11 protein-coding genes are annotated in these 23582 nt (G+C 54.4%); 6 read left to right on the plus strand and 5 right to left on the minus strand.

The annotated features are described in order from the left end of the window. The first annotated feature begins 5 nt into the window (after positions 1 to 5). Genes AC6T8Q_RS17110 through AC6T8Q_RS17125 form a run of 4 tightly spaced genes read left to right on the plus strand, consistent with a single transcriptional unit; the run spans position 6 to position 6482 of the window. A complete protein-coding gene (locus AC6T8Q_RS17110; RefSeq protein ID WP_500680242.1) occupies positions 6 to 1376 on the plus strand; it encodes a four-carbon acid sugar kinase family protein in 1371 nt (456 codons plus the stop codon). A gap of 28 nt (positions 1377 to 1404) precedes the next feature. Further along, positions 1405 to 2073 (plus strand): aspartate/glutamate racemase family protein, encoded by a 669-nt coding sequence (locus AC6T8Q_RS17115; RefSeq protein ID WP_500680243.1) that lies wholly within the window; start codon positions 1405 to 1407, stop codon positions 2071 to 2073. A gap of 9 nt (positions 2074 to 2082) precedes the next feature. Next, positions 2083 to 3396, plus strand: coding sequence for a bile acid:sodium symporter family protein (locus AC6T8Q_RS17120; RefSeq protein ID WP_500680244.1), 1314 nt, complete (start codon positions 2083 to 2085; stop codon positions 3394 to 3396). 5 nt (positions 3397 to 3401) lie between these two features. Then, entirely contained in the window at positions 3402 to 6482 is a 3081-nt protein-coding gene (locus AC6T8Q_RS17125) for a DUF6298 domain-containing protein (protein WP_500680245.1), read from the plus strand. 137 nt (positions 6483 to 6619) lie between these two features. Here AC6T8Q_RS17125 and AC6T8Q_RS17130 read toward each other — a convergent pair whose 3' ends face one another. Then, on the minus strand, positions 6620 to 8734 hold the full coding sequence (locus AC6T8Q_RS17130; RefSeq protein ID WP_500680246.1) for a glycoside hydrolase family 127 protein: 2115 nt from the start codon (positions 8732 to 8734) through the stop codon (positions 6620 to 6622). A gap of 105 nt (positions 8735 to 8839) precedes the next feature. On the opposite strand from AC6T8Q_RS17130, the gene AC6T8Q_RS17135 reads away from it, so the two are divergent. Together AC6T8Q_RS17135 and AC6T8Q_RS17140 are read left to right on the plus strand one after the other, a co-directional pair. Beyond that, on the plus strand, positions 8840 to 10456 hold the full coding sequence (locus tag AC6T8Q_RS17135) for a DUF5060 domain-containing protein (protein WP_500680247.1): 1617 nt from the start codon (positions 8840 to 8842) through the stop codon (positions 10454 to 10456). A 146-nt stretch (positions 10457 to 10602) separates the two neighbouring features. Next, positions 10603 to 12111 (plus strand): MGH1-like glycoside hydrolase domain-containing protein, encoded by a 1509-nt coding sequence (locus AC6T8Q_RS17140; protein ID WP_500680248.1) that lies wholly within the window; start codon positions 10603 to 10605, stop codon positions 12109 to 12111. A 33-nt stretch (positions 12112 to 12144) separates the two neighbouring features. On the opposite strand, the gene AC6T8Q_RS17145 is transcribed toward AC6T8Q_RS17140, so the two are convergent. The 4 genes from AC6T8Q_RS17145 to AC6T8Q_RS17160 all read right to left on the minus strand — a co-directional run bounded on the left by AC6T8Q_RS17145 (position 12145) and on the right by AC6T8Q_RS17160 (position 23503). Beyond that, positions 12145 to 13035 (minus strand): sugar phosphate isomerase/epimerase family protein, encoded by an 891-nt coding sequence (locus tag AC6T8Q_RS17145; RefSeq protein ID WP_500680249.1) that lies wholly within the window; start codon positions 13033 to 13035, stop codon positions 12145 to 12147. A gap of 16 nt (positions 13036 to 13051) precedes the next feature. Beyond that, positions 13052 to 15682: a hypothetical protein gene (locus tag AC6T8Q_RS17150; RefSeq protein ID WP_500680250.1), complete on the minus strand. Its 2631-nt coding sequence runs from the start codon at positions 15680 to 15682 to the stop codon at positions 13052 to 13054. 64 nt (positions 15683 to 15746) lie between these two features. Then, positions 15747 to 19064, minus strand: coding sequence for a beta-galactosidase, LacZ type (gene lacZ, locus AC6T8Q_RS17155; protein WP_500680251.1), 3318 nt, complete (start codon positions 19062 to 19064; stop codon positions 15747 to 15749). Further along, positions 19061 to 23503 carry a glycosyl hydrolase gene (locus AC6T8Q_RS17160; protein WP_500680252.1) on the minus strand — a complete coding sequence of 1481 codons (4443 nt, stop codon included), beginning with the start codon at positions 23501 to 23503 and terminating at the stop codon, positions 19061 to 19063. The genes lacZ and AC6T8Q_RS17160 overlap by 4 nt, the downstream gene beginning before the upstream one ends. Between the last annotated feature and the right edge of the window lie 79 nt (positions 23504 to 23582).

Here is a 23582-nt window from a genome sequence, read left to right on the forward strand (position 1 = left end):
TTTTCATGAACGATCTTTTGCTGACCTATTACGGCGACGATTTCACCGGCTCCACCGATGCGCTCGAAGTGCTGGCGACGGCTGGTGCGAAAACGGTGCTCTTCACCGAGCCGCCGACCAAGGAGATGCTCGCAAAATATCCGGGCGTGCAGGCCGTGGGATTGGCGGGCATCGCACGGTCTTTGCCGCCGACGGAGATGGAAGCCGAATTACGCCCCGCGTTCGCGAGTTTACATGCTTTAAGCGCGCGACATCTGCACTACAAAGTGTGTTCGACATTCGATTCTTCGCCGGAAATTGGCAGCATCGGCAAAGCAATTGATGTTGGGTGTGAATTTAGCGGTGCGGCCGTGGTGCCTGTCCTTGTGGCGAATCCTCGGTTGGGGCGCTACTGTGTGTTCGGCAATCTCTTTGCGCAAGAGAGCGTGGCCCAGGGTGGTGTGGTGTATCGATTGGATCGGCACCCGAGTGCGAGCCGGCATCCTGTGACACCCATGCTAGAAAGCGATCTTTGCCGACATCTCGCTCAGCAAACTAAGAAACAGATCGCACTGTTTGACATTTTGAAGTTCTCGTTAAGTTTCGATGAACAGCGCGGTTATTTGCAGAAACTCGTCGCTGACGGAGCGGAAGTCGTGCTGTGCGATGCATTGTCTCCGGAGCAGATGACGCGACTGGGAGGCCTGATCGACGCTTTGGCTTCTGATGGCAAGACCCTTTTCTCGGTGGGGTCATCAGGGATGGAGATGGCCCTGGGAATGCACTGGCAGGCGACCGGTCAGCTAGCAGGCCGTCGGAGCTGGCCAGAAGCCGCTGCCGGGGGGCCGATTCTGGTTGCGTCGGGAAGCTGTTCGCCCGTGACGAATGGGCAAATTGACTGGGCTTTATCCCGGGAATTTGCAGAAATGGCCCTCGAAACTTGCGTTCTTACGGATGAAGATTGCAAGTCTTATCTCCTGCAAGTCACCGCAAAGGTGGTTAACCTAATTAATGAAGGCAAGAGTGTGATCGTTCACACTGGTAAGCTCGATTTGGGCGCTTGGCAGACAAGCACCAGCGAGCAACTTGCCGTACGGAACGCACGCTCTTTGGAAAACCAGGCTTGGTGCACGCGTCGTTTAGGCGCGGCCTTGGGGCAGATCATCTCTTCGGTTGCGGAACAAACTTCGTTGAAACGTGTATGCCTGGCTGGGGGGGATACCTCCAGCTATGCAACTCGCGAAATGGGAGTGACGGCGCTGGAAATGATTTGTCCCACGATGCCCGGTGCTCCCCTCTGCAAAGCAACCGCCCCGGGGCGACCCGTGGATGGATTGCAGATTTGCTTTAAGGGGGGGCAGGTTGGCAAAGAGGATTATTTTGGCTCGCTGTTATAAATCAACAATTCGCAAGTAGCACATTTCCGTGGTACCGACGAAACGCAAAACTTTAGCCCTGATTCATACCTCGTCCACGCTCGAGCCTGTGTTCGCCAAGCTCTGTGCCGACATGGACTTGGCTGTTGATTTACTTCATATCGCTGACGATTCGCTGATTCGCGACGTCATTGCCGATGGGGCGCTCAGCGAAGGCACCAGCCAGCGAGTGCGGGATCACATTGCTGCTGCTGAACGTGCGAATGCCGATTACATCATGGTCACGTGCTCGTCGATTGGTCCCGCGGTTGATTCCGCGAAGCGCAATGGTTCAGTGCCGATTCTGCGAGTCGATCAACCGATGGCTGACCAAGCCGTGCGGCTGGGCAATCGAGTCGGAGTGATTGCCACTTTGCCGACAACGCTGGTGCCAACCGCGGAACTCATTCGTCGCCGCGCTAACGACGTGGGCAAGGAAGTCGAGATCACCGCGCATCTTTGCACGGGTGCCTTTGAGGCACTTATGAGTGGCAACGTTGCGGAACATGACGCCGCAGTGTTGAAAGCTTTAGAAGACTTGAAAGGCCACGTCGACGTGATTGTGTTAGCCCAAGCTTCGATGGCTCGTGTGATTGAGCAGATGGCTAAGAGCGAAATCTCGGTGCCGATCCTGGCAAGTCCACCGATCGCGGTAGATTTCCTCAAAGACCTGCTGTAGCATTTGGGCATGAATCGAACTTTTCTGTTTGGCGTTGCCATTGTTGCCTTCGCCCTCTTTATTGTTGAGTTTTTTTGGGGGAGCAACGCGCTTTGGCGGTCGGCACTGGTTAGCACGACCATGCTGACGGCATTTGGCTTGGGGGGCGTGCGGGCGTTTGCTGGGTATCAATTTACGGCGTGGATAATTACCGCCGTGACCGCGGCGATGTGTTATCCAGAGACGTTCCTCTACTTGGGACCGTTCTATTTTGAGGGCGTGGAAATCCCGCAGGTCGATCTGCGTAACAAGTGGATACTGCTGGTCATTGTGCAGTTGGTGATGTTCGGCATGGGGACCAAGATGAGCGTGCGCGACTTCGCCGGCGTGGCGAAGATACCTTACCCGGTATTTATCGGCACGTTCTTGCAGTTCATGATCATGCCACTCACGGGCTATGCGCTAACAAAGGTTTTTGCGTTTCCTCCCGAGATTGCAGCAGGAGTCGTTTTGATTGGCTCTTGTTCGAGCGGCTTGGCCTCGAATGTGATGTGCTATCTGGCTGGTGCCGACTTGGCGCTGTCGGTGACACTCACCGCCGTGGGAACCTTGCTCGCGCCTCTGCTCACGCCGTTTTGGATCTACATGCTGGCGGGCGAAGACGTTGAGATGGACTTTGTTACGATGATGAGCGAGATCATTCGCATCGTGCTGCTGCCCATTGGCGCGGCGTTGCTGCACGATATTCTCAAGCAATCCTCGGCGATGGTTCGTCGTTTGATTTTCACTGCGGCGATTTTGAGCTTAGGCTTTCTGACATTCTTGGTGGCTGGCGGTTGGGCACTTATGGCAGAAACAATCCCTGTACCACTGTTGCAAACCTTGGCCATGGTGGCCGGCGGGTTGATCGTCGGCGTGGCATTTCATTGGGCAGCGACGCGCTGGCATTGGATCGAGGACAATATTCATCTGCTGTCGATGTTCGGAATCGTTTACTTCACGGCCGTCACGACCGCCGCGGGGCGCGATAATCTGTTGCACGTGGGTCTTGCGCTCTTTGCCGCCGCGGTGATTCATAACCTCGTCGGCTGGATTTTGGGTTATTGGCTGAGCTTGTTAGCGGGGTTGGAACGCAAGCAGGCCCTTACGGTTGGCTTTGAGGTGGCCATGCAAAATGGTGGCATGGCCTCGGGGTTGGCTGGTATGATGAATAAGCTAGGCACGGTGGGACTCGCGTCCGCGGTTTTTAGTCCTTGGATGAATGTCTCGGGTTCCATCATCGCCAACCTTATCCGCCGCTATGCACCCGTCCCTCCCGATTCGGCCGAAGAGCCGTCGTCCTAAATTTAATGCGACGATTCCTTCTGATTTTTCTGTTGCTGCTAGGTTCAACGAGCGAGGCGCTTGCGCAGAAATCTGCCGTGAGTGTGGATCGCGATGGGCATTTGTCTTATGCAAAAGATGAATTGGGAAATCGCATTCCGGATTTTTCAAGTTGCGGATATGTGGGAGGAGACCGCGATCTTCCCGTAGTGAGCGTCAAAGTACTCGTGAAGCCCACGGACGGCGATGATGGTGCAGCGATCCAAGTGGCGATTGAACACGTTGCGGGGCTGCCACTTGATGAGGATGGATTCCGCGGTGCCGTCAGGTTGGCGTCAGGGGAATTTCAAATTGCCGGGCAACTGGTGATTCGTGCTTCTGGCGTCGTGTTGCAAGGTTCAGGGGCCACCGAAAATGGCACGACTCTAGTTGCAACCGGAACGGATCGAAGTGATCTAATTCGCGTTATTGGTTCGGGAAAGCGAAAACTGCTGGGGGATGCGATCGAGATTACCGATGAGATTGTTCCTGTTGGGGCGAACCAAGTTCAACTTGCCACGATCGAAGGTTTAAAAGTTGGTGATTCAGTCATCGTCACGCGGCCAAGCACGGTCGAGTGGATCAAGAGCGTCGGTGGAGATGCTTTTGGCGTTGGTTGGCGGCCGGGGTCACGGGATATTCGCTGGGATCGAACGATTGCGGCAATCGATGGCAAGACAGTGACGCTTGATGCTCCGGTGACGACTGCCTTGGAACGCCGTTGGGGTGGTGGAACGCTGCAGAAATACACATGGCCTAAGCGGATTGAGAATGTTGGCATCGAAGATTTGAATTTGGTATCGGAAGTGAAACCCGAGAACCCCAAAGATGAAGATCATGCCTGGTTGGGGATTACGTTTGACAACGTGCAGAATGCTTGGGTGCGGCGTGTGACGTTCCGCCAGTTTGCCGGTGGGGCCGTGCATTTGCTGCCGGGGACGAAATGGATCACCGTCGAGGATTGCATTTCGACGGAACCGATTTCTGAACTCGGCGGCTATCGCAGACATACCTTCTTTACTCAAGGTCAGCTTGGCCTCTTCTTGCGGTGTTGGTCGGAGGAAGGACGGCGCGATTTTGCGGTCGGGCATTGTGCGCCGGGGCCGAATGCGTTTGTGAATTGCATTGCCGACCGCGCGCACAGCGATAGTGGACCGCTCGAAAGTTGGGCGTCCGGCGTGTTGTACGACAACGTTCGTGTTGAGGGTGGCGGCTTGCACTTAGTGAACCGCTGGACCAATCCTGCAGGTTGCGGTTGGTCGGCGGCGAATTGTGTGTTGTGGCAATGCCGGGCCTCGACGGTCCATTGCTTCCGACCGCCGGGCGCGAACAACTGGTCGCTTGGCAATTGGGCGGCGTTTTCGGGGGATGGCACATTCGAAGCGCGCAGCGATTTTGTGGACCCGATGAGTCTCTATCAAGCACAACTGGCAGAGCGCGTTGGACCGGAAGCGGCCAAGCGAGTTGATCCCATCTTGGGCGAGCCCGTAGGGGCGACGAACCCCACTTATGAAGAAGCCGCCAAGTTTGTGACTGAATCAAATGAACCCGCGCGGCAACTTGTGGATGTCATCCGCGAGAATCTCGCTCATGCAGCACACCAGCGGCAAGCGGAAAGTGTAGACGCTGTAGAGATCAAAGCACCGCAGACAAGCAAACAGGCGGAGTCACATCCCTTGTCGATCAAAAATGGTTGGCTTGTGATCGATGGCAAGGTCAAGACGGGCGGTTATATGAACCCGACGTGGTGGCGAGGAACGATGCGGCCCGATGATGCCCCCGCCATGGGACCGAACATCAGCCGTTTTGCGCCGGGTCGAACGGGAACTGGACTCACGGACGATCTTGCTGCGGTCGCCGATCAAATGGTCGATGAGGATATCGCCGCGTACGAACATCACTACGGTTTGTGGTATGAACGGCGGCGGGACGATCATCTCATGGGACGGCAAGAGGATGGTGCGGTGATCCCACCGTTTTATGAACAGCCGTTTGCCCGCACGGGTGAAGAGACAGCGTGGGACGGTTTGAGCAAATACGATCTCACGAAACCGAATCCTTGGTATTGGCAGCGGCTGAAGGATTTTTCAAAACTGGGCGAAGAGCACGGGTTTGCATTATTTCATCAGCATTTTTTTCAACACAATATTCTCGAAGCAGGTGCCCATTGGGTCGATTGTCCTTGGCGGCCAGCGAATAACGTGAACGACATGGGCCTGCCGGAACCGACGCCTTTTATTGGCGACAAGCGGTTGTTCATGGCGCACAATTTTTATGATCTCTCGTACGAGCCGCGGCGGGAATTGTATCGCCAATACATCCGTCAGTGTTTGGATGCCTTGGCGAATTCGCCGAACGTGATTCAACTCACGAGTGCGGAGTACACCGGCCCGCTGGAGTTTGTGCAGTTTTGGCTCGACACTATCATTGAATGGCAGAACGAACACAATCGCGATGTCATAGTCGCGTTAAGTGCCACGAAGGACGTACAAGACGCGATCCTCGCCGATCCCGAGCGAAGTCCCCATGTCGATGTAATCGATATTCGGTATTGGACATACGACAAGAATTTCAAATTGTATGCGCCGCCGGGGGGAGCCAATTTGGCTCCGCGGCAGCACATGCGTCAGTTGCAGCCGAAAGAGAGTTCGTTCGCGTCGATTGTGAAAGCGGTCCGTGAGATGCGACTGGCCCATCCAGAAAAGGCTGTCACGTACTATGCAGATCAGAATTGTCGAAGCGGCCGAGATGGTTGGGCCGTGTTGATGGGGGGCGGCTCGCTCGCCGAAGTGAAGCTGCCGGACGAGTTGGCCGAACAGATTGTTTCGATGTTACCGACCGACGGGGTGGTAGAAGGTGATGATGTGTGGTGTTTGGCGGGAGACGGCAACTATTTGATTTATGCCGCTGGTGAATCGAAACCGCTATCGCTAAATCTCGCGCAAGGAAGCTATGAAGCGAAATGGTTGAATCCAAAAAGCGGCGAAGTAGTTGCCAGCGATTCGATTCAAGGTGGCAAAATTTCACTGCCAGCCAAAGGACGTGTGTTGTGGCTGACGCGGGAGTGACCATCTGAAGCCATTCTGAGGCGACTTCTACGAGCCGAAGAATCTAGCCAACATCGCCTACACAATTAAACGTCTTCGCAAATGCCAACCAGATCTCTCGGTCGGCAAGCCTCCCTCGGGATGACATATTTGATGCCCTATTTCACCGGCAGCCAGACGGTCATCTCACCTGCCCCGCGGTTGGCCCAGGCGTAGTAGGGAATGAGCCGCAGCGGAATCGTCTTGGCTTCAGCAGGTAGCTTGGGCCTATAAAGTTCTGAACCCCAGTCGGTGGTTGGTTCGACAAGTGCTTCGGTTTCAACAACTTCAACTCCCCCGAGCAGATCGGAGTCGAACTTTGTCGTGAGCTTGGCATCAGCAGGGATCACAACGTCTTCAAGTTGAACATCCTTGGGCAAGTCAGCCGATTCCAGGCAATAAACGATAGGCCCCCGTTTAATGGCGACTTGATGCTGAGTTTCTTCAACCAGTGGGTGCGCTTCGATTAATTGTGCAGGCATAGGGAGATCAAGCGTTACGACATCACCCGTTTTCCACGGGCGGCGAATCTCGAAGTATTCGCTCGATAAGATTGTTTCTGTAACGGGCTTGCCGTTGATCTCGATAGTCGCACCTTCACTCCAGCCAGGGATGCGAAGCTTCAGAGAAAATTCCTTGCTGGGGCATTCGTCAATGGTGAGCGTGACTCTGCCATCCCAGGGATAGTTGGTTGTCTGCGTGATCTTGAGTGGAGCATCGCCGAGGGTTGTGTTGAGCGTGTTGCTGCCATAAAGATTCACATACACCGAGTCGTTGGATTTGCTGTAGGCATAGCCGCTGAGTTCAGCGATCGTGCGAACCACGTTAGGTGGGCAGCAGAACGACGTGAAGAATTTTTGCCGCGTGCGAGGATAGCGTAGCTCAACCGGCAAGGGATCGACGACGCGCAACGGATTCACATAAAAGTATTCCGTACCGTCGAGGCTAACGCCGCTGAGGATGCTGTTGTAAAGAGCCAACTCCACGAGGTCGACATACTTGGCTTCGCCGGTGAGCAGAAACATTCGCCAATTCCACATCGCACCAGCGATGTTGGCACAGGTTTCATTATGAGCGGTCGTGGTGGGGAGTTGATAATTGCGGCCAAAAGATTGGTGCGTGCGCGTGATGTGGGCTTGGTTGGCACTTCCATCGGGTGAGGCACCATCATAGAGTGCTCCGCAAGCGCCGGTGATATAAAGCTTTTTCTGAACCAAGTTTTCCCAAATGGCTTGCAGAGGTTCGAGCAAAGATTTGTCACCCGTCTCGGCATAGAGATCGGCTGCACCGGCATATAAGTAATTGGCCCGCACGGCATGGCCGACTGCTTCTTTTTGTTCAACAAAAGGAACAAGATCTTGGTTGTCGTCGCCCCCTTCGGTCACGAGGTTCCGCATATCAAGGAATGTTTGGGCAAGCTTGAGATACTCGGGCTTGCCCGTGGTGCGGTAGAGTTCAATCGCGCCCATATAATGCGATGGGCAGACAGCATTGCGTGCAAGTTCCGGGGACGGATTTTCGAAAGTTTTGATCATGAACCGAGCTGCCTTTTCGGCTGCATCAAGTAAGTCCGTTTTTTGTGTCAGGCGATAGTGCAGGCAAGCCGTTGTCATGAGATGGCCCATGTTGTACATCTCGAAGTTGAGGCGGTTCTCGAACGGTTTGGCGGACGTATCGCCATTGCGCTCGCGAATCAATACCGGCGTGTGGATGTAGCCATCCTCCCGTTGTGCGGCGGCGATCGCGGCGATCGAGGTTTCGATCGCTTCGCCAAGAGTCTGGTCTTGCGTGACGGCATACGTGGCAATAGCCGCTTCGAGCCACTTGTAAAAATCCCCGTCGTTCCATTGGGCTCCGTGGTAGTCACCTTCGGCCTTGCCGCCAGCAATCAGAAAATGCTCGAGGAACGGTTTGTATGTGCCATCGCGCATGAGGGCCCACATCGTGGGGATTGATTTGTTGTGGCAGGTATCGACCCGGTCGGCCCAAAAGCCATCCGTCCAGCGGACTTCATTAAGCGGAACAGGCTCGACGACGGCAAACTTGCTGTTGGATGTGTCGGTGATCGCTTGGCCAAAAAGCAGCGTCGGGACAAGCGCGACGAGTAAAGCGGCGGTCGTAGGAGAAAAGTAATGCTTGGCGACGAGCATTTGCGAAATTCCATTCCTTGATTGCAACGGAGGTGTCTGCGATAGTTGATTGTACTCTTCGGAAGTCTTGAAAACCAACGTCATTGCGTTTCGTATGGTCATTTGCCACCGTTGGTTGCAAACCCACTGAGTGCGGGTCAGGCTTGCTACAAAATCAGAGCCACGAGCCCCTTTTGATTGGACAAAACTATGTATCGATACCTTGTCGTCCTGGGATTGTGCCTCATTGGTTTGGCTGCAGATCGGGCGCTGGCAGCTGAGTCCTCTGCGGTCGAAGTCACGCCGGAAGTCGAGCAGTGGGGAACTTGCGAGGTCTCGTTGAACGGCACGCAAGAAGGCAATCCTATCGTCGACGTGTTGCTGTCGGCCAAGTTCTTTCAGAATGAAACCTCCGTTGAGGTCGATGGCTTTTATGACGGCGATGGAATTTATCGCTTGCGATTCATGCCAGAAAAACAAGGCGAGTGGCAATTCGTGACCAAAAGCAATCGGCCCGAGCTCGACGGCAAGACCGGCAAGTTCACGGTCACAAAGCCGACGGGGGACAATCATGGTCCCGTGCGTGTGGCCAACACGTTCCACTTTGCTTATGCCGACGGCACGCCTTACAAGCAACTGGGGACAACCTGTTACGCTTGGAATCATCAGCCGGCAGAACTGGAAAAGCAGACGTTGGAGACATTGTCCAATTCACCGTTTAACAAGTTGCGATTCTGTGTGTTTCCGAAACGCTACAACTGGAACATGGATGAGCCCGCATTGTATCCGTTTGAAGGGAAGCCGCCGCGGACTTGGAACACGGAGAAATTTAATCCCAAGTTTTTTCAGCATCTCGACGAGTGCGTGCTGGAGTTACAGAAGCTGGGGATCGAAGCCGACATCATTTTGTTGCACCCTTACGATGAAGGTCACTGGGGCTTCGACCGTATGTCGCCCGTCGAGGATGATCGCTATTTGAAATATGTCGTGAGCCGATTGGGTGCGTACCGCAATGTGTGGTGGTCGCTGGCCAATGAATACGATTTCATGACCGAGAAGCGTGAAGAAGATTGGGAGCGCATCGGTGAGGTCGTCGACGCGGCGGATCCTTATGATCATTTGCTGTCGATTCACAATGGCAAGGAACTTTTCAATCAAACGAGGCCATGGCTCACCCATGCGAGTATTCAGAACGGCGCGGCGGTCGAAGATCCCGCACGGGCGGAATTGTATCGCGATGCCTACCGTAAGCCGATTGTATTTGATGAAGTGAAATATGAAGGAGATATCCCCAAGCGTTGGGGCAATCTTTCGGCGGAAGAAATGGTCCATCGGTTTTGGGCGGGCACGATTGGCGGTACTTATGTGGGGCATGGCGAAACATATTTGAGCCCCGACGATATTTTGTGGTGGTCCAAGGGGGGCGTGCTGAAAGGGAAGAGCCCCGAGCGGTTGGCGTTCTTGCGCGAAGTGCTGGAAGATAGCCCCGCCGAGGGAATCAATCCGATTGATAAATGGCAGAACTCTGAGTATGCGGGAAAGAGTTCTGAGTATTACTTGGTTTACTTTGGCAAGGAGAAGCCAACAGAGTGGGAATTCAAATTGCCGAACCCACCGCAATTGAAAGGGATGCCGCCGGTCGAGGAGATGAAGTTTACGGCGGAAGTGCTGGATGCTTGGGATATGACGGTGACGCCCGTTGAAGAAACGTTCACGCTCAAGAAGCTCGATGACTATTTTTACAGCGATGCCGACGGACGCAAGATCGAGCTACCCGGCAAGCCCTATATGGCGATTCGCATCAAACGAGTGCATGAATCGGATTAAATGTAGAGTACGCCAAGGTCGCTCAGATACGCAAAGGATATAAAATGGAGATGGTCATTCGATCTCTGCGGTCCTCTGTCTCATTGCGCCCTCTGCGTTTACTTGTCAGCGGCTTGTGGATTTTAGGCGGCTCAGTTTTTTCGCCGATGACGCTCATCTACTACGTTCACGCCGAGCCGGCTGTACTGAAGCCGGAGAACTATCGACACTACCTCGAAAAGTTCAATGCCGCGGATGAAGAAGCGGTCGTGAATTCTATTCCCAATGCGAATGCTTGGGGCTGGATGGTCGAGCAAATTCCCTTCTTTGATTGCCCCGCCGGACAGTTTGAAGAGACTTACTATTTCCGTTGGTGGAGTTTTCGTAAGCACATTAAGCAGACGGATGAAGGCTTGGTACTCACCGAGTTCATCACGCCCGTCAGTCACGCGGGGAAACACAACACGATTGCGTGTGCTTATGGCCATCACCTCGCCGAGGGGCGTTGGCTCGGCGATCAAAAGTTGCTCGATGACTACACACTGTTTTGGTTTCGCGGGGGCTCTAATGACGGCCCGATGCCGCACCTTCATAAGTTCAGCAGTTGGGCGGCGTCGGCACTTTACGAGCGTTACTTAGTGACGGGCGACAAACAATTTTTGGTTGAACTGCTGGATGATTTGGTGGCTGATTATCGTACCTGGGTCACGGAACGCGGTCGCCCAGACGGCATGTTCTGGCAACACGACGTCAAAGACGGCATGGAGGAATCGATCAGCGGCGGACGGCACGTGCAGAATGTGCGGCCGACGATCAACAGCTACATGGCGGCCAATGCCGGGGCGATCAGCTCGATTGCGATGATGGCTGGGCGTGATGATGTTGCGAATGAGTTTTCTCACGCGGCTCGTGATTTACAGCAGAAGCTGAATGAGAAACTTTGGGATGAAGATCTGAAGTTTTATGTCGCCAAGTCCGCTGAAGGTGAGTCATTGAAAGTCAGGGAACAAATCGGTTTTATTCCTTGGATGTTCAGTTTGGCTGACGACGATCATGCCGAAGCTTGGCTGCAGCTCAATGATCGCGAAGGTTTTTGGGCTCCGTGGGGCATCACGACGGCAGAGCGAAGACACCCAGCATTCCGCACTCACGGCACGGGGACATGCGAATGGGATGGGGCGGTGTGGCCCTTCGCGACGAGCCAAACTCTCACTGGGCTCGCCAATTTGCTAAGGAGCCAAGACCAAGAGTTTGTCACCAAACGTGATTATTTCGAGCAACTGCTGACCTATGCTCGTTCGCATCAAAAGGATGGCGTGGCCTTCATTGGTGAGTATTTGGACGAAACCACCGGCGAGTGGCTGATCACGGGTGAAAAAGAAAAGCGGAGCCGGTTTTACAATCACTCGACGTTCTGTGATTTGGTGATTAACGGCTTGGTAGGGATCGTACCGCAGGAAGGCAACACGTTGGTTGTCGATCCTTTGCTGCCAGATGATTCCTGGGATTGGTTCTGTTTGGATGGCGTGCCGTATCGTGGGCACAATGTCACGGTCATTTGGGATCGCACGGGCAAACGCTACAACCGCGGCACAGGGTTGGTTGTGTTGGTGGATGGTGAGGAAATGGCCCACACGCCGGGGTTGTCGCGAGTGGTGGTGGATCTGCCGGAATAGGGGTTGAACGGCATCGGGACGATGCCGGCTAACTTAGGACGCTTGAAAGATTTTTTTGAGGTAGCGGGCGTTCGCGCCGTAGTTGCCGCGCACGTCGCGAGCATTTTTCGCGTCGCGGGAACGTTCCATCACGAGCCAACCGCTCCAACCCATGTCGTCGAGTGTCTTTTTGACCTTTGGCATGTCGAGCCGTTTGTTGTTTTCCAGCCAAACGCCATCCTCATCCGTGCAGTGAATTTGGCAAATTCGGTCTTTGCCCAGCGTTTGTAGCTCTTTGACAAGATCGCGCTCATTTTGCAGGGCGTTGGCAAAATTGAAATAGCTGCGAATCGCGGGGGAACCGATCTCTTCGAGTAACTCGACTTCGCCTTGGGCATCGAGGGCCGTTTCGATGCCGATGACCACACCGGCATCATTTGCCATTTGGCCGACTTCACGCAGTCGTTCGACGATGGCGGGCCGTAGTTCGGGATGTAAGTTGAGATCGCCCTGCACTCCCAACGGGAGAAAAGCGACTTTGACGCCGAATTGGGTCATCGTCGCGATGCAATCGCCCAGCATCTGTTTGTAGGTGGGCCGCTCGGCGAACGATTGTGCGTAAAACCCCGACATGGCGATTGAGCAGATTTCGATGCCGAGCTCCTCGGCTTGCTTTTGAAATTGCTCGCGGATTTTGGGATCGGCGAGGGCGTTTTCAAACGTATCGCGTTGCCCCAGCGAACCCATGTCGAGTTCCACCCCGTCGACGCCAATTTCTTTGGCCAACGTAAGAGCCCCAGGTCTCTGACGCTTGAGGATCATCCAGTCGCAGACGCCGATTTTATAGCGATCATTTGTCGCTTCTGTGGCTGCGAGGAATTGATCGCCAAGTATAACAGTGCCTGTCGCCACGGCGGAAGCTGCCAGAAAGTTGCGTCGGTTCATCTATTGTTCCTCAAAGCTATTCTTCGACGGCGATGCCTAGAACAGTAAAACTGCCTTGGCCGCGCATCGTGAGTTTGTGTTTTCCTTTGTCGAAACGGAGAGCGTACACGTCGATGGGAGGTAACGTGTCTACGATGGCCGCATCCTGAATGTAAACTTCGGTGCCACCGCGCTCGCCACCCAGGGCATCCATTTCGAGCCGCGGTGGTTGGAGCCACTGCTTGTCTTCGTCGCGGATGTAGCCGATCAGCACGAGCACCGGCTCTTCGACTTCAAATTCCACGGGATCGTACGCTCCTTGTGCCGCCGTGGTGTGAGGAAAGCGAATTCCTGTGAGTTGATCGAGTTCAGGAACCAGGGCTTGAATCCGCCATTGCTGATCGTTGTACGCCCGCGTGCCGGTTTGGACGGTGTAGGCTTCTGCTTGCGGAGTGAGAACTTTGACGGCCGCCTTGCGGAGAGGTTTCTTCTCGCGACGGAACAGGGCCGTCGTGTCACCGCCGTTGACTGCCGCGACGGAAGCTTGAAAGTCGGCAAGTTCTTGTTCGTAAACGGGCAGCATTTGTGACCAATGAAAGCTGACAGGCTCGGTGCCGATGGCCCCGGTCACTGGGATTCTGCGGGTGTCAGTTTGCATCGAATTGGCAAATTCATAGGAGCCATTGGTGAGTAAAGTTAACTTGCGGAAATGCTCGAGACTTTCCGCCAGTTGTTGTTCGGCCTCGTTGAGCAAGCTCGTGTCATGGGTTTGTTGAAACTTCATGACGAGTATGGCCGCATTCACCTTGGCGGCGTAGTTTTGCACCATCGCGCGGATGCAGGAGACATCATTCTTGAGCCGGTTGAATTCAGCTTGATTCGTCGAGACGCCGGGTGCCGCCTGTTCGATTGCGTTCACGGCATTCTCAGAACATGCAAGTGCATCGGATAAGACTGACACAGGAGTTTCGCCGGTATGCGGTTCGCCGGCGAGTTCCTTTTGTACGTATTCATCCAGACGCTCGCCGTGTGGCGCCTGAGAAAGCCATAGCTCTGGATACGGCCGATATTTTTCGGGATTAATCAGTTGATCGAGCGTCATGCCCAAAGCCAAAGTCTGGCGATTTCCCTCAGTGATGCCGAATCGACGCAAGAGCAAGGGCGCGCACTCGCCCGACTCGTTGTAAGCAGTAAGGATCTGCTCGGCTGCTTCTCGTGTTCCATATTTTTCAGCCAGTCGATCGATCCAATATTCCTGATCAGCGTCGTCTTCAATGTCGGGATTCCAAGCGTAGCGTGCCCAGGCCTCGAACCAAATCCAATCGCGTTCGATCTGCTGAAGCGGCGGCGTGACCTTGTCGGGAGCATCGGGCCAATTCCAATAGGCCAGCGGATAAACGTGCAGGCCTTGTGCCCACAGCCGATCGCGGGAGGCTTGCACCGATTTTTTGATGAAGCGTTGTGCTCCGTAACGAAACGGTTCCAAGTTGGCGAGGATGTGAATATTCGAAACGTGAGTCGACCCAAGTTGACTCAGTTTTTGATGAATTTCTTGCCACAGGCCGCGTGGCTCCCAAGTGGTCAGCGATTCGCCGTTGAACTTGGCCTCGGTGTAGAGATTGCCGTACACCTCGAGCGCTTTGGGCATCACGACCGTGGCATCGGTCGCGTGGGCGCGAATCACAACCGGCGGTTCTTCAACGAGCCCTGCCGCTTGCATGCCATCTTTCACGCCCGGCAGAATCACCTCGGTACACCACTTCACTTGATTGTCGAGCGTGACACATGCTTCACCGAGACAAACCATCAAGCCAACATTGGGATATTGCCGCACGAACTCGGCGATGGATTTGCGCGTGTAGTCGGCTGCGATCGGATCAATATGATCCATTTGCGTGGGGAGGCCATGATGCTCGGCAAAGGGTTGCGACACGATGATGTTGTAAAACATCTGCACCAGCCAAATCCCGCGCTTATCGCACTCCTTGGCGATGTAGCGGAACATTTCGACGTTCTTCTCGAACACTTCGGGGGAGACTTCGAGTGCATAGGGATAGTCGGGAAGCTGCACGAGCGAAGCGAATGGATGGCCGTTCCAAATATAAAGCGTGTTCATGCGGTTCTCGACGAGAAAATCGAGATACTGCTGCCAGTAGGCCTTGTCGTAAAAGAAGGGAAACAATTCGGGCGTGTATGGGTATTCGTAAACTTTGCGGCCGGGGAGGATGCTCGTCTTTTGCATTCCGAAACAAGGTCCACGCAACTTGAAGACAGGCGCGTCTTGAAAGTCCAAGTTTTTGTGAAGCAATTTTTCAGCCTCAATTCGTCGGGCAAGCTCCAGACAACCGTAGAGCACCCCTGAATCCCCGCCGCCGTGGATTGTGATTTGGCCCTGGTTGTTGGATTGCAGATGAAAGCCTTCGTTGCCGAGTTCAGCAGCGTCCTGTGAATCGCCGATCAGGATTTGCGCGACCGCATCGTTTGTCGTTGTTGCTGCGAGGCCGATTTTTTCTAGCGCGCTGACGATCCGTTCGACACCGAACTGAACACGGGGAGCGGCGTCGGTGGCAACCTTAATTGTGATTGGTTCGGCGCCTAAGGCTGAGTTGCAAAATAATAGCAATAAGAAGCCGAGCAACGAAACGCTGTGTTTGTTTATTGATTTCATGATGAGATTAGGAACGCTGATTATCGCTAATCAGCGCTGATAAGAGTAAGACGAGTGATTAGAATTACTTTTGGTATTTGATTTTTGTTTGGATATTGAGAGACGAATCAGGTTCGAGGGGACGCAAACCGACATGCAGTGAATAGGGCTGAACTGGGACCGCATATTTGGTGAGCACACCCGGGCCGCAGCTGCCGTTGCCGAGGCCGCAGTGGCGCGCGTCGAGTGATACGACGACTTCGTCTCGGGGTTTGAGTTCGTGGTTATGCGTGGCGGCTGCTAAGTCTTGAGCGGTGAAACGCAAGGCTGATGCGGCGAAAGGTTCTTCTTCCGCCACGACGAGCAATCCACTCCCTGTTGCATTGCTTAATGCGAGCCAACGGACGCCTTCTTTGTTGCTGGTTTCTTGGGGGCGTGGATACGGGAATGCCTGATCGTCGACGGTGCTGTGATAGATGCCCAGCGGCGAACTTTCCAAGCGGTCGGCATAGTTTTCATGGGGACCGTGGCCGTACCAGTTAAGCCGATCGAAGCTGCCGGCAAGTTTTAGTACGATGCCGATCCGTGGAAGCGGCGGGAGATCACCTGCCGGTAGAAATTCTGTTTTAAGGTCGAGCGAACCATCGCCGCGGATGAGCCATGTCGATTTTTGGGTGATCGAACCTTGGTTCACCGTGCTTTTGATGGTGGCTTGGATTTGAACAAGATTCTCATTCAGCTGCTTCACCGCGAAAGATTCAACGGTGCGCTCTGGATCAGAAAGACCAGCTTCTTGCCAGTTACGAGCTAGCCAATTGCCGAAGCCACGGTCATTATCCGCAGGGGCACGGAAGAATTGGGCCACGGGACCAGCCGATTCTTGCTCGACTGCCAATAACTCCGTGCCGTTGTACTTGAGAGATGTGAGGGTTCCCAAGGAGCTACTGAATTGGGCGGCGAAATGCTTGCCGGTGATTTCCACCAAGTCGTCGGAATCCTTTACTGTGAGCGACGGCAACGTGGCTTGGTTTACGAGCTTAGGAGATGACTTTGTAGCAACCGGAAACTGTTCCCAGGCGATTTCATGGCCCGCTTTGACCCAAGGAGCACCATTGCGTGTCTGGAAGCTGATTCTGAGAGAGCAAACGCCCTCGGTATTTGGATCGATGGGGATTTGTTCGAGTGAAAGAGTGCCGTGTTTCCCTGCGGGAACGTCAATCGGTGGTAGGGCCCCCTGCTCGGCAATGTCGCCATCACAGATGAGTTGCCAGCGAATGTTGAATTCCTTGAGGTTGAGATGCGAATGGCGATTGGTAATGCGAATAGTTTTGCTCTCCGCAAGCGTTGCGTCGGCTTCCATCAAGATGGGCTGATAGACTTTTTTGACTTCCCAATACTTAGGAGTCGTCTCACGCTCGGCGGTGACGATCCCTTTGATGCAGAACACACGGTGGTGGGGAAAATCGCCAAAGTCGCCACCGTAGGCGATAAATTTCTGGCCGTCCTCATTCGTTTTGTACAGTCCTTGATCGCACCACTCCCAAACGAAGCCTCCCAGCAGGCGCGGATCAGAATAGATTTCCTCCCAGTACTCACGCAGATTGCCGAGGGAGTTACCCATCGCGTGGGCATATTCGCTCGTCAGGATGGGACGGCCACTCGGATCGTCTTTCGCCAAATCGAGTAACCGTTCCCAGCGAGCATTTTCCGCGCGCTCCGATTCAGCATCTCCCTTTGCGTCAGAAGGGTTCAGATATTCTCCTTGAACGCGAGGATAAAAACGGCTGATAACGTCGACCGTGTTGGGATCGGTGGGAGTATCTTGTGCCCCCTCATAATGAATCGGCCGGGTGGGATCGAAGGCACGTAGCCAAGCCGAGATCGCTGCGAAGTTGGGGCCGTAACCCGACTCGTTGCCGAGCGACCAGAGTATCACGCTCGGATGATTTTTATCTCGCTCGGCCATGCGGACGGCGCGTTCAAGAAACGCGACGTGCCAAGTTGGTTCGCTGGCCAGTTGGCCGCGGAGGCCGTGCGTTTCGATGTTGGCTTCGTCCATCACGTAGAGGCCATACTCATCGCACAGCTCGTACCAGCGTGGATTGTTGGGATAATGGGCCGTGCGGACGGAGTTGATGTTGGCTTGCTTCATCAACCGGATGTCTTCGATCATCCGGCTTTCAGAAATCGCGTGGCCCTCAGTGGGATCATGTTCGTGGCGATTCACACCGCGAAGTCGCACGGGTTGGCCGTTGACGAGGAGTTGGCCGTCGCGAATTTTTACGTCACGAAAGCCGACGTTGCTGCCAGTGGTTTCGATGACGTTGCCGTCGGTATCACGCAGGGTCAGCACGAGGCGATAGAGATGGGGAGTCTCGGCGGTCCAAAGTTTAGGCGATTCGATCTTCGCAGTGAGCCAGCCGAATTTCGGTTGGCCGCGTTGAGGGGTGCGTTCCACCAAGAGATTGGCTTTGTAATTGGGATTGGCAATCTTCGCGGCATTTGCCTCGAGCGGCTTGGCAAAGACAGGTTTGTCGCCGTCAAAAAGTTGAGCTTCTAGCGTCCAGCCATCGAGCGATTGATTGCCTGATATTGCAAGTTCTGGTTCGATCAGCAATTTCGCATGCTTGTAATCGTTATCAAGTTCCGTTTGTACGGCAAAGTCCGCAATCGAAACCTCGGGGCGTGAAAGCAAAAACACATCGCGAAAGATGCCACTGAGCCGCCACATATCCTGATCTTCAAGATAGCTGCCGTCGCTCCAGCGGAAGACTTCCACCGCGATGAGATTCTTGCCGGCAACGAGTTTGTCGGTGATATCGAACTCCGACGGCGTACGGCTGTCTTCGCTGTAACCGACGAACTGGCCGTTGACCCAGACGTTGAACGCGCTGTCGACGCCGGCGAAATGCAGAATCGTGCGGCGCTTCCGCCATGCGTCAGGAATCTTGAACGTGCGGCGATACGAACCGACGGGGTTGCGCTCTTTGAAGGCGGTGTAATCTTGCGGCGGTTCGGAGGTCACGCGCGGCGGATCCATCTTGAAGGGATAGCCCGCCGAGACATAGATCGGCGTGCCGTAGCCTTGCATTTCCCAATTCGAGGGGACCGGAATTGTTTTCCACGCCGAATCGTCAAAGTTCTCGTTGGAAAAATCCTGCGGTCGATCTTCTGGTCGTGGTACCCAATGAAATTTCCAATCGCCGTTGAGCGTTTGAAACCAGGGCGATTGATTTTGCTGACCTAAGCGAGCTTGTTCGACGTCGGCGAACGGCGTGAACGAGGCTCGAGCAGGGAGACGATTACGAGCCATGACCTGCTCGTTCTCCCAATCGGGCGGATCGGCCAGCACGGAAACCGCCAGGCAGGCAATCAAGCTCAGGAGTGTAAACGTGCGAATCACGGCTGCTCCGGCTTTGGGCGCAAGTCGCGTGAGGTGGCCAAGGCAATCGTGCGATTGTCCCCCGCCACCGCACAGTAAAAGTGGTAGACCACGCCGTTGTGTTTCAGAAGCCAAGGTTTGTGAGCGAAGGTTTTGTCCCAAGGCTCTGAGGGTTTGATCAAATCTTCGCCCGACCATTTGGTCCAGTGGACTAAATCGCGTGAACACGCAAAGGTGTCGAACGCCCCTTTTTTCCAACCCGCGCCGAAATAGAACATCACCCATAGATCGTCCATACGAACAATTTGCGGATCGCCCGAGATTCCTTTGAAGTTGTCGATGATGGGCTGCTTGCCGTAATGTTGCCAATGCACCATATCGTGCGAGGTGGCCATGCCGATGCGTTCGATCCACGGCCCGGTTTGCTTGGCGTTGTAATACATGATGAAGGGTGCACCGAGGAATTCCGTTTTGTCCCACAAGATATGACTCTTATAGAGCGTCGCCTTTTCAAAATCACGGGCATCGGGATGATCGGGCGTGAGGACGGGGTTCTCTGCGAGTCGATGCCAAGGTTTGGCGAGTTGCGATTCGGTGGTCCAGGCCATGCCAATGGACAGCGGATCGGTTTCGTAACCTTGCTTGGCCCCACCGAAGTAGGACATCCAATACTTGCCGTCAAAGGATTGCAGTTCTGAAGTACCTCCCCACTCAGGATCAACGAGCGCGATGCTGCCGTCGGCTTGCCATTTGTCCCAGCCTTCATTAACAAACGGCAAAATTTTCCCCAGTGGTTCCCATTTCAAGAGATCATCACTGCGAGCAAGACAAGTTTCGTAACCAACTTTGTCGGTGATGGCGACGTAAACCATGTACCAAGCATCGCCATGGCGAAAGACATTCGGGCAATCGAGAAATTGTCCTGGCTCGGGTTTGAGCAGCACGCTGTATTTGTAAGGCGTTTTGACTTCGTTAAAGACGGCCTCCATGTCTTCCGGCGAGACCTCTGTTGCATCGGATTGGACTTCCGTAAGCAAAGTCACGGGACCTAGTAAACCCGCGGGAAGCAATGCCGCGCTGCTGGAGAGTGGTGGAGCGGTTGTCCAGGTGATGCTCTCGTCAGCAGGAAGCTGTGCATCGCCAATCAAGCGGTTGGCCCAAGTGTTGGTGACAGCGATCGAAAGTTCGTTGTCTCCCTCGCGTAATGCTTGCGTGATGTCGACGCGATAAGGGGGAGTCCAGGCTGTGCCGCAGGCGATGTCGTTGACTCGCACTTCGGCGATGTTGGCAACTTGGCCGAGATCGAGCCATACTTTTACTGTGGACTTTTCCCACTGAAATTTGTTTGTGTAGGTGGCCGTGCCGGAGTAGTGGCGAATTCTGGTGTCACTATGTTGAGACCAATCGACTAACTCCGCGAATTCAATCGTTTCATTGGGACCGCCGAGTGATTCGTCGAACGATACCTGCCAAGGTGTTGCTAGTTCTTGTTGTTCTTGGAATTCCGACCAATTGGTTCCGTCGGCTTGGCCTGTGACGTCGGTGGCTTCGCGAAACACGACAAACAGTGAACCGCTGGGTTCGAGTCGCACGGGCAGAACGGTGCGACCTTTGACGATCGTCCATTTTTTGGCCTGCTGAATTTTGCCCGTGACGGGATCCCAAATTTCGGGCTGCTTGCCTTGCTCACGCAAAGAAAGAATGACTTCCTGAGCGGCCTCCCCTTGGTTCGACACGAAATACCAATCGGCGGTTTGCGAACGGCGATGATTCCACGCGAGATTGTGAAGCCGTTTGCCAGCGGTTGTGTAAGCGATGAAGTCGGGCTCGATACCGTAACGAGCAAACGAATCAGCGGTGATGGGGCCGTAAATCAGTTGACCCTGACCGATTTGACGGACGGCGCCGGGACGCTCGACGGTCAAAGCTCCATCGGCGGGAGGTTTATTTAACAGAGCAAGCAGTTTTTCGTCGGCCGTGGGATAGTCTTCCAAACTTGGCGATTGACGACCATGCACAAAGGCGACCACTTTGGCTCCCGCTTGAACGAGCAAACCAATTTTTTCAGCCAATGGTAGCGAAATCAATTCAGGATGCGGCGAGAGTGGCCGGGGCATCGGCATGACCAAAAGTTGATAGCCATGACCGTTAGCAAATTTGAGGCGACCATCTTCGACTTTTGCCAAGCGAAGCAGCGCATCGGGATTCACCGAGTCGTAGCTGTAGCCACGCAGTGGATCAATCCAATCGGCGGGATCGGTCATGTTAGCCGAATGGTTGACGCCTGCGGGTAATTCGTGCAGTGGCGTGCCGACATTGGCGAGCCGCTCGGTTTCACGCGCGACGGCCTCTTCGCCAACGATGCCGGGTAAGGTCGTGACCAGTGTTTCGGGCAGCAAAGCACGCGACGGGATTTCTTCACCGGTTAAGACGGCAATGTCGACCACCGGTTCGCCTGCTTGCAGCATCGCCTGACAGCGTTTTTGGTAGTTGATGAAGGCATTAACGGCAGGCCACCAGGTTTGATCACGTTGGATAAACAGCCCGATCTGATCGAGCGACATTCCAGGCTGGCGATCGATCCAGGGATTGTGATTGAAAATGTGATAAACGAAGCGATTGGCACCCAAGGCAAGCTGGCGGTCGCCGAGGAATTTTATCAGGCCAGGATGCTCATCCCAAGCCATTCGCAACTCCGTGAACGCTTCGGCTTGAACGATGGGTTTGCCATAAACGTGCGCGGCCGAGATGGCGTCACGCATGTCGTTGGGCTTGTCGTGAGTAGGGCTGCGCAGCCAGAACTCGCCCATGGGAAGATCCACGGCGCCGAAATGCCGCATGCCTTCGGTGACCATCGTGGGAGCGACGCATTCGGCGCTGAACTGGCAATTGTGTTCGTGGGCCAAGTCACGCAATGTGCCAAAGAAATTATCGACGATCAAATCTGAGATTGTCTGCCGCACGTCGTAGAGCACTCGCTCAGAAACGTCGGCGCTGGTGATGGGAATCCCAGCCAGCACTGGCAGATAGGGCATGAGATCGTAGCCGCGACGACGTTCAAATTCCGCGGCGAAGACGGGTGACCAATTTTGGCTGCCGCATTCCCAGCTATCGACGTGAAAACCACTGAGCACGTTTTCAGTCAGCTCGGGTCCGATCTGACGAATCACTTCGCCGAACCACTTGTCGAATTGCAGTTTGACCACTGCCGGGTCAAACTTATCGCATTCCAAACCACGGCCACCACCGCCCGTTTCATTGCGAGTCCCAGTGGCAGTGTGACCCATCCGCAAGATCAGCCACTCGCCCGCGGGTGCATTCCAATTGAGAGATCCATCCTGCTGTAGATGCTCGGTGATGTTTATGATCTTCTTGTGTGGTATGCAATCCGTGTTGCCAATCTGGTTGTCGTTCGTTCGTTGACTCACTCGCCAGACGGAACCGTTTTTGCCTTCGACTTGATGAAGACGTGGTTGATTTGCCAAAACAATGGAACGAACTTTGAGTGTCGGCTTCCACTTGGCGGAATCGAGGTCTTCGGCGCCTGGCTCGGTGCCTGCAGGATCGTAGCTAAAGCGAAAGAAGCGGGCGGTCGTTTCGGGAATAGAATGAGAAACCGCCCCAGAGCCGTTCTGCCAACCATGACGGGGAGGTTCGAGCCGAGCGACTTCATGAAAGTTTTTGCCGTCATCACTCGCGCTCACAAGCAAACGATTCGCTTGAAAGCTGTTGCCGTCGGGAGTGATGGTGATCGTGCGGCAGGTGAAAGGTTCCTTGTATTCGTATTGAATCCAGCCGGGTTCCTCCAATCGAACTCGCTCACTGCTGTCTGACGATGTGAGAAAATGGGCTTCGAGATGGGGAACGCTGGTCGTGACTTGTGGCGTTTCTTGAGATGGCACGGAGTTAACGGGTATCGCAAAGACGGCCAGATCGCGGTAATAACCTTCGTTTGTATCTGGTTGCGGCAGCGTGCCTCGGAAAGGCTTGCCGCCGGTTATGTACGTCTCTGACCAGACGACCTTCTGCATCGATTGTTCGGGTGTGATCCAAGGCCCACCCGCCGTGGCGAAGCCGTCGCAAACGTGCATGGCGAATTTAAGATTTAAGCGCTGGGCTTCTTGAAACGCATGCTTGACCAGCTCCCACCAAGCCGGCGTGAGTTGCTCGACGGGTGGATCCCAAAGTTTGGAATCGCCTCCCTTGATCGTCATTAAATATGCACCGCCGATGCCTGCGTTGTGCATCGCTTCCAAGTCGGCGGTAATCCCCTCGGACGAAATGGCCCCTTTATTCCAATACCAAAAGGTCCACGGTGCCGCGTCGGCAGGAGGATGCTCAAAAGCCGATTGGAGTTCGTCTGCGTAGAATGGTTGTGCGTGGCAAATCACAAGGCCCAGTATGCAGGCGAGCATCCATGCGCGCGGCGAGATGCGAGTTCGATAACCAATTGCTATCATACGAGAGCGACGAGGGAGATAAGGCGAGAAGCAAAGTGCTGTGTCTCTATTTATTTTCCATAGATGCACAGAGGACGCA

Origin of the sequence: Bythopirellula sp., assembly GCF_041737835.1 — a bacterium.
GTDB lineage: Bacteria > Planctomycetota > Planctomycetia > Pirellulales > Lacipirellulaceae > Bythopirellula.

Coding starts and splice junctions, on each gene's coding strand:
- AC6T8Q_RS17110 (WP_500680242.1), top strand. CDS start 6: ATGAACGATCTTTTGCTGACCTATTACGGCGACGATTTCACCGGCTCC.
- AC6T8Q_RS17120 (WP_500680244.1), top strand. CDS start 2,083: ATGAATCGAACTTTTCTGTTTGGCGTTGCCATTGTTGCCTTCGCCCTC.
- AC6T8Q_RS17125 (WP_500680245.1), top strand. CDS start 3,402: ATGCGACGATTCCTTCTGATTTTTCTGTTGCTGCTAGGTTCAACGAGC.
- AC6T8Q_RS17130 (WP_500680246.1), bottom strand. CDS start 8,734: ATGACGTTGGTTTTCAAGACTTCCGAAGAGTACAATCAACTATCGCAG.
- AC6T8Q_RS17135 (WP_500680247.1), top strand. CDS start 8,840: ATGTATCGATACCTTGTCGTCCTGGGATTGTGCCTCATTGGTTTGGCT.
- AC6T8Q_RS17140 (WP_500680248.1), top strand. CDS start 10,603: ATGACGCTCATCTACTACGTTCACGCCGAGCCGGCTGTACTGAAGCCG.
- AC6T8Q_RS17145 (WP_500680249.1), bottom strand. CDS start 13,035: ATGAACCGACGCAACTTTCTGGCAGCTTCCGCCGTGGCGACAGGCACT.
- AC6T8Q_RS17150 (WP_500680250.1), bottom strand. CDS start 15,682: ATGAAATCAATAAACAAACACAGCGTTTCGTTGCTCGGCTTCTTATTG.
- AC6T8Q_RS17160 (WP_500680252.1), bottom strand. CDS start 23,503: ATGATAGCAATTGGTTATCGAACTCGCATCTCGCCGCGCGCATGGATG.